The sequence below is a fragment of the Niallia sp. WK069_GA_01 genome, from assembly GCF_983173855.1.
Genome location: NZ_OZ470138.1, coordinates 1093890 through 1110664, shown reverse-complemented (window position 1 = coordinate 1110664; position 16775 = coordinate 1093890). Strand labels below are relative to the sequence as shown.

Sequence of the window (16775 nt, the reverse complement as noted above, 5' to 3'; positions counted from 1 at the left end):
TACGTGAAAAGCGGAAAAGCAAACCAACGAAGAAATTCGACGTGTCATTTTTACCGGAATTTTTGAACAACCTCTATTATATTCAAGTGTAAATATATCTATTTAATAAGAATTGGTCAAATAAGAAGAGGGAAAATTCCTTCATATTTAGAAAATTAGGAAATATGTATGATTCTATCTAGTAAGTTGGTAGGTTTTAATACAAGTTATTCTAAGGTAATATTTACTAATAAATACAACAAATAATTCGATTATTCTCATACCAAAAAACATTTTTTGTAAAGGAGAACAGCATTGGATATGGAAAATACTATAGCAGATATTATCGGGCATCCAATTAATAAAGATATCTTTTCAAATTCCTTACAAGGCCTTTTGCTATTAAAAAAAGGCACTATATTAAATCAAGCACATATTGAATTACTAGAGAAACATCATGTAAATCCTTCTGAATCCATTTTACCCATTGCTGATCACTCTCTATCTTTATCTATTGATAAAAATTATCACTCCTTATTAGATGAAGTGAAAGATGTATTTCCATTTATTCTGCAAAAAAAAGATGAAGGAGTAGAACAGCTTCTTACTCATTTTAAACAAATAATTGAACTATGTTTACAAGACTTTTCCGTATTAGATATTATCCATAAAAACCCTTCTCAATCAGACTATATTTATGAGCATAGTATTAATGTTGGCATCATTTCCGCCATGATAGGAAAAGTGCTAGGCTACTCTACTAAGCATTGTCAGCTACTTGGACAAATGGGTCTATTCCATGATATAGGTATGTTATCAATTGATCCCGCTATTACGAAGAAAAAAAGCAAATTGACCCTGAAAGAATATAAAGAAATTCAAAAACATACAGTAATAGGAAAAAGCATGCTGTTTCATGTCATACAACTAGATATTCTTGTTTCAAGAACAGCTCTTTTACATCATGAGCAAATAAATGGAAAAGGCTATCCATGCAACCGTTCAGAAAAGGACATTCCTTTTTTAATTCAAATTGTTTCTGTTGCAGATAAATTTAATAGTATGTGTACTTCCTATACATATAAAGAAAAAAAATCGTATTTTGAAGCCATAAATGAATTAATAAATGATGCATATGGAAACGCGTTAAACCCTGCTATCGTAATCCCCTTTACACAGTTTATTATGAGAAAACAGCTTTTTAAAAAGGTCAAATTAAACAATAATGAAACGGCAGAAATTATCTTTATCCATCAAAACGAACCACATTTGCCACTGATTCGTTTAAAAAATAGATATATTGATTTACGGAAAGCAGCTCCGTTAAAAATAACCAGTTTAGCATAGTTGTTCTAATCTTGAAAAAAATATGTTACAAAAAAAGAAAAGACCTTTCAAAGAATCTTTTCTTTTTTTTGCAATCCCCTGCATATTCTTTTCTTTAATCTAATTCGCGGATTTTCTTATATATGTATACCAAATGCTTATGTAAGCGCACCTTTCAGCGAGAACCAAAGGTACATTTTTATTTGAAGCCTTTTAGCATAAACCTTTTCTATTACACGGTAATTTACGCAAAGTGAGATAAGAAATAGAATTAGATTAATTTCATTTCTTATCTAATAGCTTGTGGGAACCATCACAGTTGGGCAGCTTTTTCGATAGTCCACAAGTGCAATCATTTAACCCCTTTCCATTGAGAATTTTTTGCACACATTTTTCAATCCTTGACTCTCGAGTTTTGGATTGTTTCGGTTGAGAAAAATGAAAGATGTATGCTCTTTGCCGTCCCGGCGTTAAGCTTTTAAAAGCAGTTTTCAAGTCAGGGATTTCATCAAATTTATTTTGAAGTTCTTCTGGAATTATGTACTCCGTATTCTTTTTTAACTTCACTTCCAAACCGGCTTTTTCCACTTCAATGGCCTCATAAATATAGGATTTCAAGATGGTTTCCATTTCCACTATTTCTTCAATATTGGTGAACCGAATTTGGCGCGCTGCTTGTACATTCTCCGTTTGTTGGATTAGAATTCCATTGGCATCCTTTAATAATGCCCCTTTGTGAAACAAAAGTGCACAATATTCTTTAAATCCATGAATTAAAACGATATTTTTTTTCTCGAACGTATAACAAGGATGCATCCACTTAAATTCTTCGGTCAAATCACAGTCAAGAACGATATTTCTCAACTTCTCAGATTCTTCCTTCCACTTTTTCGCCTTACTTAAATATTCATCAACCTTAGGATTCATTCTACTATTTGTCATCAAGAAACTCTCCTCTTCAATTTCGATCAGTTGACAGTCAAGACAGTTCATTCTCCATTTTTTTTCTGTCACTTTTGACATTACTTAAATGCTTATCAACCTTGAATATTTTCCACCATTCACTTGGCAAGCTCCCTTTAATCATTTCGGAATTCTTGCTGGTCGATTACCCCTGTTTAATAAGGAAGCATGACTTTTTCCATGATAGAGCACCCCAACAAGGTGTTGTGGATATAAAAGTGTGGGGCATGATTGCAGTTACGTAGCTACAACTCCACTTAGCCTCTTCGAATCCCTAAGAGTTCTTCATAGGATATCCCCAGCAATAGCTATCTTTTTCTATTGCCGCCAAAAATTCGTATATTCTGCTTTATCCTCTATATTAAATTCGATCATTTTCTTAAGCAATTCGTAATTCACCTGATCATTCCATCGAATTCGAAACAAGCCTTTAGTAGCACTGTAGCCAGATTGTGCAATATCATCTGTAAAATGCGTAATGCCTACCTCTTCTGGTGAAACACTCAAATGTTGCTTCGCTGTGGAAAAACCAATGATAAATGTGCCATGATCCGAAAACATTGGCGTATTCCACTTGATTTGCGGTTCCAAATTTGGGAATTTATTAGAAACCCACACTAAAATCTCCTCTGTTCGATCACGGTGATCAGGATTATCGATACCTGCTAAATATTCTGAAAATACTTTCATATTATTCCCTCCTATTAGAAAAGCTCAGGGCGCCTTGTTTAACCACGAAGAAAACTGTTCTCCTGCCTCAAAAAGTGTTTTTTACTTTTATAGGCAGGAGGCAATGCTAAAAAGGGGCTTGGCTCTGAAAATAAAAATTTTATACGTTCTTACCTTTAACTAAAAACTATGTCATTCAAAAAGGTTTCCCAAATCCAACTGGCCTTAATACTCCTTATAAAACCACTATCCACGTTCTTGAGCAACCCTAACTTCTAACTATATTTTAGTCAAAATGGCTTAAAACGCAAATTAACACGCTAATATTTATAATGCAAGTTAACCGTATAGAAGCTTTCTTCACTTCTGCAATAATATACTATATGTCGTTTCATTTTAGGATGTAAAATTGCATGAGAATACTTTGAAAGGAGTTTTATCATGAATATAGCATCTTTTTTGATTTACTGTTGTATAGTTACCTTTACACCAGGACCGACTAATATCGTCATATTATCGACAGTGCATAATTTTGGAACAAAACAAGCAATGAAATATACGTACGGGGCAACGATTGCTTTCGGTTTATTACTTATTATTTCTGCGATCTTGAATACGATGCTTATAACGATAATACCAAAAATTCTAATTGTGATGCAGATAATCGGAAGCTTCTATATATTCTATCTTGCTTATCAAATTTACAAAATGGATACATCAAAACCAACTGTAAGTCAAACTGGCACCTTTACGTCTGGCTTTCTTATGCAGTTTTTAAATCCAAAAGTAGTGCTATTTACAATGACTGTCATTCCTAGCTTTATTATGCCCTACTATACCGCAATGCCTGCGGTGACAATAAGTGTTATTGTCATAACTCTTATAGGATTTTCAGCATTTATTACATGGATTCTTTTCGGTACAATCTTCAAGAAATTTTTACAGCAACATAATAAAATGGTTAATGTAATAATGTCATTGTTTTTAGCTTATTCTGGTATAATGATATGGTTTGCAGGGAGTAAATAAGAGGTGAGTTTAATGGATAAATTTATCTATAAAAAAGCGGCAGGTGTTACTGTGTTATCGGCAAGTATGACAGATTTTATCTATAAAAAGCACGCTCACAAGGAGTATGCATTGGGTGTAACATTGCGTGGCATCCAACATTATAACTTGGATGGCTGCCTACAATTATCCTACAAAAACGGTGTTATGCTTTTTAATCCAGAACAGGCACATGACGGAATGGCGCATGATGAAGCAGGTCTTGATTATGTTATGCTATATATTGATCCACAATTGCTTTTAGAGGTTATGGAGAAAGAAGCTATAGTACGTTTTTCAACTCCTATTGTGTATGATAATAAACTTGAACAGAAAATATTAAGTCTTTCTAATGCAATATTAAGCGAAAAAGATGAGGCTTTGTGCAGCGAATTGCTCTTATCCCTCACAGATAGCCTTATTCAAACTAATCTTTCTACAGACAACAAGAAAGATAATACTCTAATTAGAAAAGCAAAGGATATGCTTCATACCAACTTAGAAAATATACTTAAACTAGACGAGATATGTAAAGAACTTAATCTATCAAAATTTCAGTTTATCAGATTATTTAAGACTCATACTGGCATTACCCCATACCAATACTTTCTTAACTGCAAGGTAGAACGTGCAAAGCAGTTAATAGAAAAAAATGGAGATATCTATTCAGCAGTAGCTGACTGTGGTTTTGTTGATTTAACTCATCTAAATAAGCACTTTAAAAGTATCTATGGAACAACAGCATTTGAATATTTGTCCCATTTTAATTAAGAAAAGAATACTATAATTTAATAGAAGGAGAACACTAATTAGTGTTCTCCTTCCTTTTGTTATTTAGGATTTGATTCTGTTTATTTAAAGAGATTTATTGACAATCTTTCTCTTCCACTATCGTGCATACAATTCCGTACATGGCGTTTTCATATAAGTCTGACACAGTTTGGAATATCCGCCATGCGTCTAATCAAATCTGGAGTAAACTAAATGTATACTTCGTTATTAAACCCCTTTAAATGCTTTACGGTAAATATCAGCCAATTCTGTAACTAGAGGTAATTTAGGGTTTGCAGTAGTACATTGATCCTCAAATGCGCGATCTGCTAAATAATCAACTTTTGCTTCAAAATCTTTTGCATTAACACCATTTGCTTCAATGCTCATTGGTATGTTTAATTCTTTCGCAAGACGGACAACTGCACGGATAAAGCTTTCTACCCCTTGTTCCACTGTGTTTGCTGGCAAACCTAATATTCTTGCTAACTCAGCATATCGCTCGTCAGCTACAAAATGCTCATATTTAGGGAATGCAGCAAATTTTTTCGGTTTTTCTGCATTATAACGGATAACATGTGGCAACAGAATTGCGTTAGAGCGTCCATGAGCAATATGGAATTCTGCTCCTAATTTATGTGCCAAACTATGGTTAATTCCTAAGAATGCATTCGCAAAAGCCATTCCTGCAATAGTAGATGCATTATGAACTTTTTCGCGTGCCACTTCATCAGAGCCATTGCGATATGCTTTTGGAAGGTATTCAAATATTAATTGTACTGCTTTTACTGCAAGCGCATCTGTATAATCATTCGCCATAATAGACACATATGCTTCTACTGCATGCGTTAATACGTCCATTCCTGTATCCGCTGTAACTGCTGGCGGCACCGTCATAACAAATTGCGGATCAATAATCGCTACATCTGGTGTTAATTCATAATCAGCTAAAGGATATTTCACATTTGCTTCTTTATCTGTAATTACGGCAAAAGATGTCACTTCTGATCCTGTTCCAGAAGTAGTTGGAATAGCAACAAATTGTGCCTTCCCGCCTAAATTTGGATATTGATAAATTCTTTTTCTAATATCTAAGAATTTTTGTTTTAATCCGAAGAAATCTTCATCTGGATGTTCATAGAACAACCACATTCCTTTGGCAGCATCCATTGGTGATCCACCGCCAAGTGCAATAATGCAATCCGGTTGGAATTTCGCCATCATTTCTGTTCCTCGAACAACTGTATCTAAAGATGGATCTGGTTCTACATCAGAGAAAACTTCTACCTGAACTAAATTCTCTCTTTTTCTTAAATGATAAAGTAATTTATCTACATACCCGAATTTAACCATATATGGGTCTGTTACAATAAATACTCTAGATATATCTGTCATTTTTTGTAAATATTGTACAGAATCTTTTTCGAAATAAATTTTTGGCGGAACTTTAAACCATTGCATATTATTTTTTCTTTTTGCAAGCTTTTTAACATTTAATAAATGTACATCTGTTACGTTAGTAGCTACAGAGTTTTTGCCATAAGAACCGCAGCCAAGTGTTAAGGAAGGCATAAAGGCATTGTAGATATCGCCAATTGCACCTTGGGAAGAAGGAGCATTGTTAATAATGCGACATGCTTTCATTCGTAAAGCAAATGCTTGTGTTACTTCTTCATTTTCAGAATGAATAACCGCAGAATGCCCTAATCCGCCAAACTCCAGCATTTCTTCTGCTCTTGTGATTCCTTCTTCTGTAGAATTTACTTTAAAGCATGCTAATACTGGACTTAATTTTTCTCTAGATAGCGGATGTTCCGGTCCAACAGCTTCTAATTCTGCAATTAGTATTTTAGTATCTTCTGGAACTTTTATTCCTGCTAGATTTGCAATATAATGTGCTGATTTCCCAACAATATTAGGGTTAACTGCACAAGTATTTTCATTGATTACTAGACTTTCTAGTTTCTTTTTCTCTTCTTCGTTTACAAAATAGCAATTATTGCGCTGAAGTTGATTTTTCACTTCTTCATAGATTTCTTTATCAATAATAACCGCTTGCTCAGAAGCACAGATCATTCCATTATCAAATGTTTTAGAAAGGATTAAGTCATTCACTGCTCTTTTTACTTTTGCTGTTTTTTCAATATAGCATGGAACGTTTCCAGCACCTACTCCAAGTGCAGGTTTTCCACAACTGTACGCAGATTTCACCATTCCTGGTCCTCCAGTAGCAAGTATTAACGCAATTCCAGGATGGTTCATTAATGCTTGCGTTGTTTCTATTGACGGTTTTTCAATCCATTGAATACAGTTTTCAGGTGCCCCAGCTTTGACAGCTGCATCTCTTAAGATTCGGGCAGCTTCACTGCTGCATTTTTGTGCAGATGGATGGAATGCAAACACAATTGGATTTCGTGTTTTAATGGCAATAATTGCTTTAAACATGGTAGTTGATGTTGGATTTGTAACAGGTGTAACACCAGCTATAACGCCGATTGGATCAGCTATTTCTACAATGCCATTTGCTTGGTCATCATTGATAACCCCAACTGTACGATCGTACTTAATATTGTGATAAATATATTCTGTTGAGAAAATATTTTTTATGATTTTATCTTCATAAACTCCTCTTCCTGTTTCTTCCACAGCAAGTTTCGCTAAATACATATGCTTGTCTAAACCGGCCAATGCCATTTCTTTTACGATTTTATCAACTTGAGCTTGGTCTAATTGATAAAATTCATCTAGTGCTTTTTTTCCTTTAGTTGCTATTTCATCAATAATTGCGTTTACGTCTTTTTTAGCTTTTACATCTTTTTCAACAACTGACATCTTAAATCCCTCCACTTAATTATAGAATGCTTTTGACGCTAAATTGTGAAATGTTTCACAATCAAACCTTAAAGAAAAACTACTATTTTAGTAGCTAATTTTTAGGGAGAACCACATCCTTTGAAACGATATTAATTGCACAAACGATGTCTTAATACTTTGTTGGTAAAGATACTTAGAAAATAATTCTTAAGCTTCTAAATTTATCTTTGCTTTTCTTTACAAACTTATAATATAACGATTTAGATTATGCGGCAATAGGGTAAATAAAATTTTGTTCAGTATTTCACAAAGTGTTTCACATTTTGTTCACAATTGCATTTTCACTTCCAATATTTTATACTTATCAAGTGATAAGCAGTATTAAAGAAAGGGAATAATTATGGGAAAATCAATTGAAAATTCAAGATCTGGTCATGAAACCGATAAATTAATCATTGAAGTAGCATATTCCTTATTTATGGAATTAGGATACCGTGCAGTTAGCACAAGAAAGATTGCCAAAGAATGCGGAATAACACAGCCTGCACTTTACCATCATTTCAAAAATAAACAAGAAATCTATTTAGAGGTTCTTCACACATCCATTAAACAAACCGAGGAAAAACTTTATTCCATCATTAAAAACAATGCAACACTTCAAGATCGCCTCTACAGAACGGCTTGTTATTTTATGACGAATTATCAAGAAGATTTAATGCAAATGTTCTATGATATTCAACATGAAATGCCGGAATATATTCAATCTGATATGAAGCAGCGTTGGCAAAAAGGTTTTTTACTGCCAATCGTTCAAATGATGGAGGAAGCTATATCGAAAAAAGAAATAGCTCCGTTTGAAAAGCACCAAACAAATAGCTTTGAAATAGCTCTTTTATTCTTAAATATGATTAAATCCTCCAACCAAAAGGATTATCTCAAAAATATGTCCATTAAAGAGCAGAAAATGGAAATTGAAAAAAAATCTAATTTAATTGCAACGATTATCCTATTTGGAATTACAAATTAATTTTCAGTTGAACAAGGACCATTTTGTTTCGGCGAAATTTTTCCAATCAATTCCTTTTGACCACTACTTATCACTCGATAAGTTCTTTCTTTTTGCAAACGTTTTCTATTAATTGTTGAGTTTCTATACTTTATTAAAGGAGCAGACCTGTATGAACAAAATTATTTCACAATATTTCCGTTTTTTGTCTAGTGTAAAAGGAAGCTGGCTGACAATAGCTGGCTGGATTTTGCTCGTGGTTATATTAAGCGTTTTTTTACCTCAAGCAAGTTCTCAAAAAAATGAATTGGCTCAAAATATACCTAATAATGCTCCATCTGTTCAAGCTCAAACGCTTGCAGCAAAAGAATTCCCAAATCAACAAGGAACTCCTGCTCTCCTGACATTTTATAAACAAAAAGGACTAACAGAAAAGGATGCAGCTTCTATTCAACAACTGGCAAAAGAACTGACAAACACACCACTGCTTCATCAGCAGAGTGTTGTTCCTTTCCATCAGCTTCCTTTGCCTGCTATTATGCAGCAAGTTTCCAACGATGGCACCACCTTTGTTTTTCCCATCTTATTTGAGCAGCATGTAGAAACTGCTGAACTGGAAAAAGGCATAAAAGAACTGACAAAAAAGATAAATGAAATTTTCCTAGAGAATCCTTTTGATACGAATTTAAAAAATGATTCATCCCTTCATGCACGAGTTACTGGTCCAGTCGGCATCTCTGTAGATGCAGCAGCATTGTTTAGCCAAGGTGACCTTTCCTTATTATTTGGCACCGTTATCATTGTATTAATTTGTTTATTAATTATCTATCGTTCTCCTATCCTAGCTCTTGTTCCACTAGTAGGGGTTGGCGTTGCATATGGTGTTATCAGTCCGTTGCTTGGTGCAATCGGCAAAGCAGAATGGATTGACTTTGATTCTCAAAGCATCTCTATAATGACCGTGCTTTTATTTGGTGCTGGAACAGACTATTGTTTATTTCTTATCACAAAGTACCGCACCTTTTTAACGATAGAATCTGATAAAGGCATCGCTATGAAAAAAGCGCTTCATCGTTCATCTGGCACCATTGCAATGAGTGGCTTAACGGTTGTTTTCTCTTTGTTCATATTATTGTTGGCAAAATACGGTGCTATTCAACGCTTTGCTGTTCCATTCAGCTTAGCCATTTTCATTATGATGCTAGCAAGCCTGACCCTTGTTCCTGCTCTTTTAAGTGTACTGGGCAGAATTTCATTTTATCCTTTTATTCCAAGAACGGAAAAAATGAAAGAAATCAAAGCAAACAAAAAAGGAAAAATAAGAAAAAAGAAAAAAAGCAAACCTTCTGTCGGACATTTTTTTGGTCAATTAGTTGTTGCTCACCCCTGGAAAGTTACGATAATAACAACACTTTTTCTTGCCGTTTTTGCTGGTTATTCAACAAAAATACACTATACGTATGATACTTTATCTTCTTTTCCAGATGATATGCCTTCAAGAGAAGGATTTACTCTAATCGCTGATCACTTTACAGCAGGAGAACTCGCTCCTGTTGATGTCATCGTACAAACAGATGGAAATGCTACAAATCTAAAAAAAGAATTAGAGGGTCTTTCATTTGTAGCAGCTATCTCAGAAGTTCAGCAGGGCAAAACTGATTCAAATCTTTGGAAATATACTGTCCAACTAAATACAAACCCTTATTCTAATAAAGCCATGGACGAATTATCAAAGTTGAGAAATGCAGTTGAAAAGGAATTAGCGCACAGTGGCATTATAAACAGCGGAGAAAAAGTATGGATAGGTGGGATCACCGCAGAACAATTAGATACCAAAAATACAACAACGAAAGATGCTTCCATTGTTATCCCAACCATTATAACGATGATTGCGATTCTATTATTTGTTTATCTTCGTTCGATCACTGCAACAATTTATTTAATAGCAACTGTACTATTATCATATTTCAGTGCGTTGGGAATTGGATGGTTTGTCCTTCATCATTTATTTAATGTGGACGCAATTCAAGGTTTGATTCCGCTTTACTCCTTTGTTTTTATTGTGGCATTAGGAGAGGATTATAATATTTTTATGATTTCAAGCATTTGGAGAAAAAGCAAAGAAATGCCGATTTCTCAAGCAATCAAAGAGGGGGTTGTCGAATCTGGCAGTGTTATTACCTCTGCCGGCATCATTTTGGCTGCAACATTTATGGTTTTAACAACATTGCCGATTCAAATCCTTGTTCATTTCGGAACGATTACAGCGATTGGCGTATTGCTTGATACCTTTATTGTACGTCCATTTTTAGTACCAAGTATAACAGCTATTTTAGGAAAAAAAGCATTTTGGCCGTCGAAAAGACAATTAGATGCTACTAAATCATTGACACAAAAGTAAAAAGTGGTTTCTTGGTGAATATTCCCTAATGCAAATCTTTTTAATACCCGTTACTTTTATAGATTACTAACAAAAGGTTGCGGTAGACCCACTCTGCTTTAAATTGATAGGATTAAAAGTAGAACAGAGGGTCTATTAAAATATAAAGATTTAAAACTAAGTGAACGAGCTGCTCTTTTAAGTATATTCGTCTATATTTTATTAGCTTTTTATTGGATTTTCATCTAACTCAGAAGCCCTGCAAGTGAACGGTTGGAATAACAGATATTGTCGCACCAATTGCTGTGCTAATTGGATTAAGACTTTCACAGAAGCCACCGGATAAAGATCATTTATATGGTCATTGGAAATCAGAAACAGCTGCTTCCTTAATTGCTTCTTTTATTATGATGGCAGTCGGATTGCAGGTATTATATAAAGCCATTACAACCTTTATTGCTGGCAGTCATGAAGCTCCCGATCTTATTTCCGCTTTCACAGCCATTGGCTCGGCAATTATTATGTATATTGTTTATCGTTATAATTATATAATCGGAAAAAAAATCAATAGTCAAGCGGTGAAAGCTGCTGCAAAAGATAATTTTTCCGATGCAATGGTAAGCATTGGAACAGCTATTGGTATAATCGGGTCTCAATTTCATTTATCTTTTCTTGATCCATTAGCTGCTTGTGTCGTGGGAACCTTAATTTGCAAAACAGCATGGGATATCTTTCGCGAATCGTCTCATGACTTAACAGACGGGTTTGATGAATCATTAATTGAAACATATCAGCAAACTGTTTCTTCCATTGCTGGTGTAAAAGCAGTGAGAAATATTAAAGCAAGAAATTATGGAAACAGCGCGGTAGTCGATGTCGTGATTCAAGTAAATCACGATTTAGACATAGTAGATGCTCATACTATTTCTACATATGTCGAAGAAAAGTTAATAAAAGAACATGATGTGCTAGAAGTGCATGTTCACATCGAGCCTTATTAACAAAACAAAAACAAGGGCTGAGAGTGTAGTCAACAACAGACACATCCTGGATGCATAAACCAGCTTACTTGTTCGATAGCATAGCGCTAGGCGCCTTGTATATCCTATACAGCAAAGCTAGACAGCCTTCACCTTTCAAAGCTTTCTTACCTTTTAAAAAACAGCTTTATAAAAAAGCATCGCCTCAACATAAATCTGTTGAAGCAATGCTTTTTCTTTTTATATTCACAACGAATAGTCCAATTATCTTATCTATCTATTTTTTTTATCTATTTTTCTATCTATTATTTTTACCAAACAGCTACACTGCCATCTGCACGGGATTCTGTGCCACCATAATACACACCCGTAGCAGGATCTCGCCAAATAATTTGCGCTCTGCCACATTCATTGGAATCAACAGACATGACAATTTCATGTCCTTTTCTTCCTAACCCTTCTATAATATGACGAGGAACATTTGTCTCAAGCATGATCTTTTTATCGCCAAACCATTGCCAGCGCGGAGCATCAATTGCTGCCTGTGGATTCAAGCCAAATTCAATCATGTTCATCAATACCTGTACTTGTCCTTGTGGCTGCATAAACGCTCCAATCACGCCAAATGGACCAATCGGAGTTTCTCCTTTTGTAATAAAGCCCGGAATGATAGTATGATAGGTTCTTTTCCCAGGTTTTAGACAGTTTACATGATTCGCATCAAGGGAGAAATTATGTCCTCTATTTTGCAATAATATCCCTGTTTCGGGTACAACTAAACCTGATCCAAAATCTCTATAATTGCTCTGGATAAAAGAAACCATATTGCCTTCATCATCTGCAGCAGCAACATATACGGTGCCGCTGTGTTGCGGCTTTCCTGCTTTTGGGAGACTCGCTGTATCTTTAATCTCTTTTCGTCTTTCCTCAGCATATGCATCAGATAGTAGCTCTTCTAATCTAACTTTCATATCTTCTTTTTCAGAAATAAATTCTTTGCCATCCGTAAAAGCCAACTTCATTGCTTCTAATTGCGTATGATACGTATCAACATTTTCCTTTTCATGAAATGTATAGCCTTTTAAAATATTTAACGCCATTAAAACTACTGTTCCTTGCCCATTAGGAGGAATTTCCCAAATATCATACCCTTTATAATTTGTAGACACTGGTGTCACCCATTCAGGGTAAAAATTAGCTAAATCGTTTTTTCTAATTTTCCCACCGAATTTTCTTGAAAATGCATCTATTTTATCTGCAAGTTCTCCTCGGTAAAAAGATTCTCCATTCGTTTCCGCAATGCTTTCCAACGTTCTAGCAGTATTCTCTGATTTCCATATCTGTCCGATTTGCGGGATTTTACCATTCGGTGCATAATGTTCAAAAAAAGCATCATGTGCTGGACCTTTTACTTGATTTTTTATCCGCTTGACACCTGTATTCCAGTTTCTCCCTGCAGTTGGAGAAAGCGGAAATCCTTCTCTTGCATACGTAATCGCTGGTTTCAGTACTTCAGTTAAGCTTAATTTGCCGAATCGTTTCGAAAGCGCTGCCCATGCAGAAGGTGCTCCTGGTACTGTTACAGGAAGAAATCCTCTTTCCGGAACCGAAGAAAATCCTTCTGCTTTTACTGCATCCACTGTTGTTTCCATTGGAGCAGGTCCGCTTGCATTTAACCCATAAAGCGATTGATTCATCCAAACAATCGCAAAAGCATCTCCCCCAATGCCATTAGAAGATGGTTCGACAACCGTTAAACAAGCAGCAGTTGCAATCGCAGCATCTACTGCATTTCCACCCATTTTTAAAATTTCCATCCCAGCTTGCGCAGCCAGTGGCTGTGAGGTAGCAACCATGCCTTTTTTTGCAATCGAGCATACTCTTTTAGAAGGATATGGATAGGTTAAAAAATAATCATTCATTCTGCTACACTCCTTTCTTTCACTATCCTTCCATTCAGAAGGGGATACAAATAATAGTATATTCCCCTTGTACTATACGACTTCTTAGGCGTTTTCCATATAAACATTCAATGCTGTTTGAACGCCTTCTCCTTTATTTACCTTTACTCCATGTCTAATTAAGCATGCCTCCAAGCTTGCTAATACTAAAAGAACATTTTCTTTGCGGCAGCTGTATCCCATTGTACCAATTCTCCAAATTTTCCCGTGAAGTGGACCAAAGCTGCTCGCGATCTCTACACCGAATTGTTGGAGCATCATATTTCTTACAGACTCTGCATCAATTCCTTCTGGTACTTTAATACATGTAACAGTTGGAAGCTTCCAGCGGCTGTCGCCAAACAATTCTAGTCCCATGCCTTCAATTCCAGCCATCAAAGCTTTTTCATGGTATTTGTGACGATCAAATCTTGTTTCTAAACCTTCTTCCAAAACAACTCTTAATCCTTCATGCAATGCGTATAACATGGAAGTAGCTTCTGTGTGATGATTCAATCTTCTAGGGCTCCAGTAATCTTGCAACTGACTTAAATCTAGATAGTTGCTGACAATGTGATGATGTGCAGATTTTTTTTCTAATTCAGCATCTGTAGCAATACCCCGTTCTACTTTTTTACGATCAAGCAGAATTTTTTCTATTCTTTCATTATAGGTAACAGGTGCATTTCCTGAAGGTACAGATAAGCATTTTTGATTTCCACCGATTACTGCATCGATATACCAATTATCTGTTTGCACATCAGCTCCACCGATCGTTGCAACCGCGTCGACTACAAATAACACATCTAGTTCTCTGCACGCTTTTCCGATTTCTTTTAGTGGCTGCATACAACCTGTTGATGTTTCACCATGTACCATTGCGACAATTTTTGGATTTACCTTTTTGATTTCCTTGATTACATCTTCTGGTTCAAATACTTCTCCCCATTCACAATGCATCAAATGAAGTTCGGCACCATATCTTTCAGCAATTTCAGTTAAAAGATGACCAAACCGGCCATAAATTGGGATAAGTACTTTATCTCCCGGTTCAATAATGCTCCCCAATACTGCTTCTAATCCCGATCTAGATGTTCCATCAACAGGGAATGCCCATTTATTTTTCGTTTGAAACACTTCTTGAAGCATACTCATCACTGTATTCATAATAGATGTAAAAGCTGGGTCAAATTGACCAACTATCGGTGTACTTAATGCTCTTAATACTCTTGGATCTGCTTCTACTGGTCCTGGTGTCATAATCGTTCTCAATGGGGTGTTAAGTTCTTTATAGCTCATTTTATTTCATCCTCTCTTTTAGTAACCTGTCTTGAAAAAAAGGTTGGCGCTCTCAATGAGTCCGCAGTCAGAATACACTTCGCTTTCCTTGGGGCTATCTTTAAGCCTCCTTGGTGCTAAAGCTCCTGTGGGAGTCTTCGTGTATTCAACCTGCTCCCTTCTTCAAACTAAATCCATAGAACAAAATAGAAATCTGATTCTTTTTATGTGCCATGGTGTGCATTTTAATAGGCGATTTTATAAAGCATTTCAGTTAAAACCATTATTCCATTCTTTAAATCTTCTGCATCTGTATATTCTAATGGTGAATGGCTAATGCCATTTTTACTTGGAATGAAGAATAAAGCTGTAGGACAAAAGGTTCCAAATATTTGAGAATCATGTCCTGCCCCGCTAACCATTTTTTTGTACGGAATAGACATATTTTTTAGAATATCATCTGAAATAGAGATTAGTTTTTGATCCATTTGTACTGGTTTTACAGCCATCCATTGATCAATCTCAATGCCAGTGCCTTTCTCCCTGCATCGTTCTTCAAAATAGGCAAAAACAGTTTTGCAATACTCAGCAATGGTTGATTCTTCATAATGACGAACATCTAATGTAAAAATAACCTCATTTGGAATAACATTTGGTACATTGGGAGAAACCGAAAGCTTCCCAACTGTAGCTACTAAATCTTCTCCAAACGAAGCAGTTTTATTTAAAGCAAATGCAATTAACTCTGATGCAATATGCATGCTGTCTTTACGATAAGACATTGGTGTTGTGCCGGCATGATTGCTTTCACCTGATATCTTAATAGTAAATCTTCTTTGTCCAACAATATGTGTGACCATGCCAATCGATTGTTGTTCCTTTTCTAAAACCGCACCTTGTTCAATATGGACTTCAATAAAACGCTCAATATCATTCCGTGCCGCGGATTTTCCTTCTGCTGGAAATCCAGCTTTCTCCATTGCTTCATGAAACGGAACACCATTTGCATCACTTAGTTTTTCACTGTCTTTCATTTTAAATTTCCCAGTAATAGAGCCTGATCCCCAAAATGCAAGTGGAAATCTGCTTCCTTCTTCTTCGCAAAAAGAGCCTACTTCAATTGTTTTTTTTGGGGGGCCATAATTTTCATATAAATTTTTAACTGCTAATAAACTAGCAAGCACGCCGTAAGCACCATCATATTTTCCGCCATCTACTACTGTATCCACATGAGAACCTGTCAGAATTATCTTATCTTTGACTTCTGTTCCTTCGAGCCTGCCAAATAAATTTCCAACTCCATCATAATAAGCTATTAATCCGCATTCATTCATCTTTGTTTTTAAAGCTGATTGAGCTTCTTGCCAAACATTATCATATAGAAGTCTTGTGACTCCCCCATTTGCCGTTCGTCCAAAATCAGCCAGCCACTCTATCCATTTTTCCACCTCTGCTGTTTGCAAATTAATTGTTGTTTTCATTCTACTCTTCCTCTCGATGAATATATGTCACAAACCGCCTTTGTCTGTAGCTATTTTAATAAATATATCTAATTTCCTAATTATTCTGTTATCTTTTATAACATTTATTTTTTATTGTAATAAGGATATAACTACATTACA

General features: G+C 35.4%; 12 protein-coding genes. 6 read left to right on the top strand and 6 right to left on the bottom strand.

Going from position 1 to position 16775, the window contains the following annotated elements; all coding sequences use genetic code 11:
- Nucleotides 1-300 precede the first annotated feature (300 nt).
- Nucleotides 301-1326, top strand: a complete 1026-nt coding sequence (locus tag AC5LWL_RS05280; RefSeq protein ID WP_493433347.1) for an HD-GYP domain-containing protein — start codon at nt 301-303, stop codon at nt 1324-1326.
- Between the two features lie 261 nt (nt 1327-1587).
- Here the strand turns inward: AC5LWL_RS05280 and AC5LWL_RS05275 are convergent, their stop codons facing one another.
- Both AC5LWL_RS05275 and AC5LWL_RS05270 read right to left on the bottom strand, forming a co-directional pair.
- Nucleotides 1588-2247, bottom strand: a complete 660-nt coding sequence (locus tag AC5LWL_RS05275) for a YdeI/OmpD-associated family protein (RefSeq protein WP_493433346.1) — start codon at nt 2245-2247, stop codon at nt 1588-1590.
- A 339-nt stretch (nt 2248-2586) separates the two neighbouring features.
- On the bottom strand, nt 2587-2958 hold the full coding sequence (locus AC5LWL_RS05270; protein WP_493433345.1) for an iron chaperone: 372 nt from the start codon (nt 2956-2958) through the stop codon (nt 2587-2589).
- A gap of 420 nt (nt 2959-3378) precedes the next feature.
- Here AC5LWL_RS05270 and AC5LWL_RS05265 point away from each other — a divergent pair, with 420 nt between their 5' ends.
- Both AC5LWL_RS05265 and AC5LWL_RS05260 read left to right on the top strand, forming a co-directional pair.
- A complete protein-coding gene (locus AC5LWL_RS05265; RefSeq protein ID WP_493433344.1) occupies nt 3379-3966 on the top strand; it encodes a LysE family translocator in 588 nt (195 codons plus the stop codon).
- Nucleotides 3967-3978: 12 nt separating this feature from the next.
- Nucleotides 3979-4755: a helix-turn-helix domain-containing protein gene (locus AC5LWL_RS05260; protein WP_493433343.1), complete on the top strand. Its 777-nt coding sequence runs from the start codon at nt 3979-3981 to the stop codon at nt 4753-4755.
- A 228-nt stretch (nt 4756-4983) separates the two neighbouring features.
- On the opposite strand, the gene adhE is transcribed toward AC5LWL_RS05260, so the two are convergent.
- Nucleotides 4984-7587 carry a bifunctional acetaldehyde-CoA/alcohol dehydrogenase gene (gene adhE, locus AC5LWL_RS05255; RefSeq protein ID WP_493433342.1) on the bottom strand — a complete coding sequence of 868 codons (2604 nt, stop codon included), beginning with the start codon at nt 7585-7587 and terminating at the stop codon, nt 4984-4986.
- 382 nt (nt 7588-7969) lie between these two features.
- Between adhE and AC5LWL_RS05250 the strand changes: the two genes are divergently transcribed.
- The 3 genes from AC5LWL_RS05250 to AC5LWL_RS05240 all read left to right on the top strand — a co-directional run bounded on the left by AC5LWL_RS05250 (nt 7970) and on the right by AC5LWL_RS05240 (nt 11956).
- Nucleotides 7970-8596, top strand: a complete 627-nt coding sequence (locus AC5LWL_RS05250) for a TetR/AcrR family transcriptional regulator (RefSeq protein WP_493433341.1) — start codon at nt 7970-7972, stop codon at nt 8594-8596.
- Between the two features lie 151 nt (nt 8597-8747).
- A complete protein-coding gene (locus tag AC5LWL_RS05245; RefSeq protein WP_493433340.1) occupies nt 8748-10976 on the top strand; it encodes an MMPL family transporter in 2229 nt (742 codons plus the stop codon).
- 284 nt (nt 10977-11260) lie between these two features.
- The gene (locus tag AC5LWL_RS05240; protein ID WP_493433339.1) at nt 11261-11956 is read left to right on the top strand and encodes a cation diffusion facilitator family transporter; all 696 of its coding nucleotides are present in this window, start codon (nt 11261-11263) and stop codon (nt 11954-11956) included.
- A gap of 290 nt (nt 11957-12246) precedes the next feature.
- On the opposite strand, the gene AC5LWL_RS05235 is transcribed toward AC5LWL_RS05240, so the two are convergent.
- From AC5LWL_RS05235 to allC, 3 genes are all read right to left on the bottom strand, one after another.
- Nucleotides 12247-13857 carry a gamma-glutamyltransferase family protein gene (locus tag AC5LWL_RS05235; protein WP_493433338.1) on the bottom strand — a complete coding sequence of 537 codons (1611 nt, stop codon included), beginning with the start codon at nt 13855-13857 and terminating at the stop codon, nt 12247-12249.
- A gap of 84 nt (nt 13858-13941) precedes the next feature.
- Nucleotides 13942-15174, bottom strand: a complete 1233-nt coding sequence (locus AC5LWL_RS05230; protein WP_493433337.1) for a pyridoxal-phosphate-dependent aminotransferase family protein — start codon at nt 15172-15174, stop codon at nt 13942-13944.
- Nucleotides 15175-15398: 224 nt separating this feature from the next.
- Nucleotides 15399-16634: an allantoate deiminase gene (gene allC, locus AC5LWL_RS05225; protein WP_493433336.1), complete on the bottom strand. Its 1236-nt coding sequence runs from the start codon at nt 16632-16634 to the stop codon at nt 15399-15401.
- Nucleotides 16635-16775 lie beyond the last annotated feature (141 nt).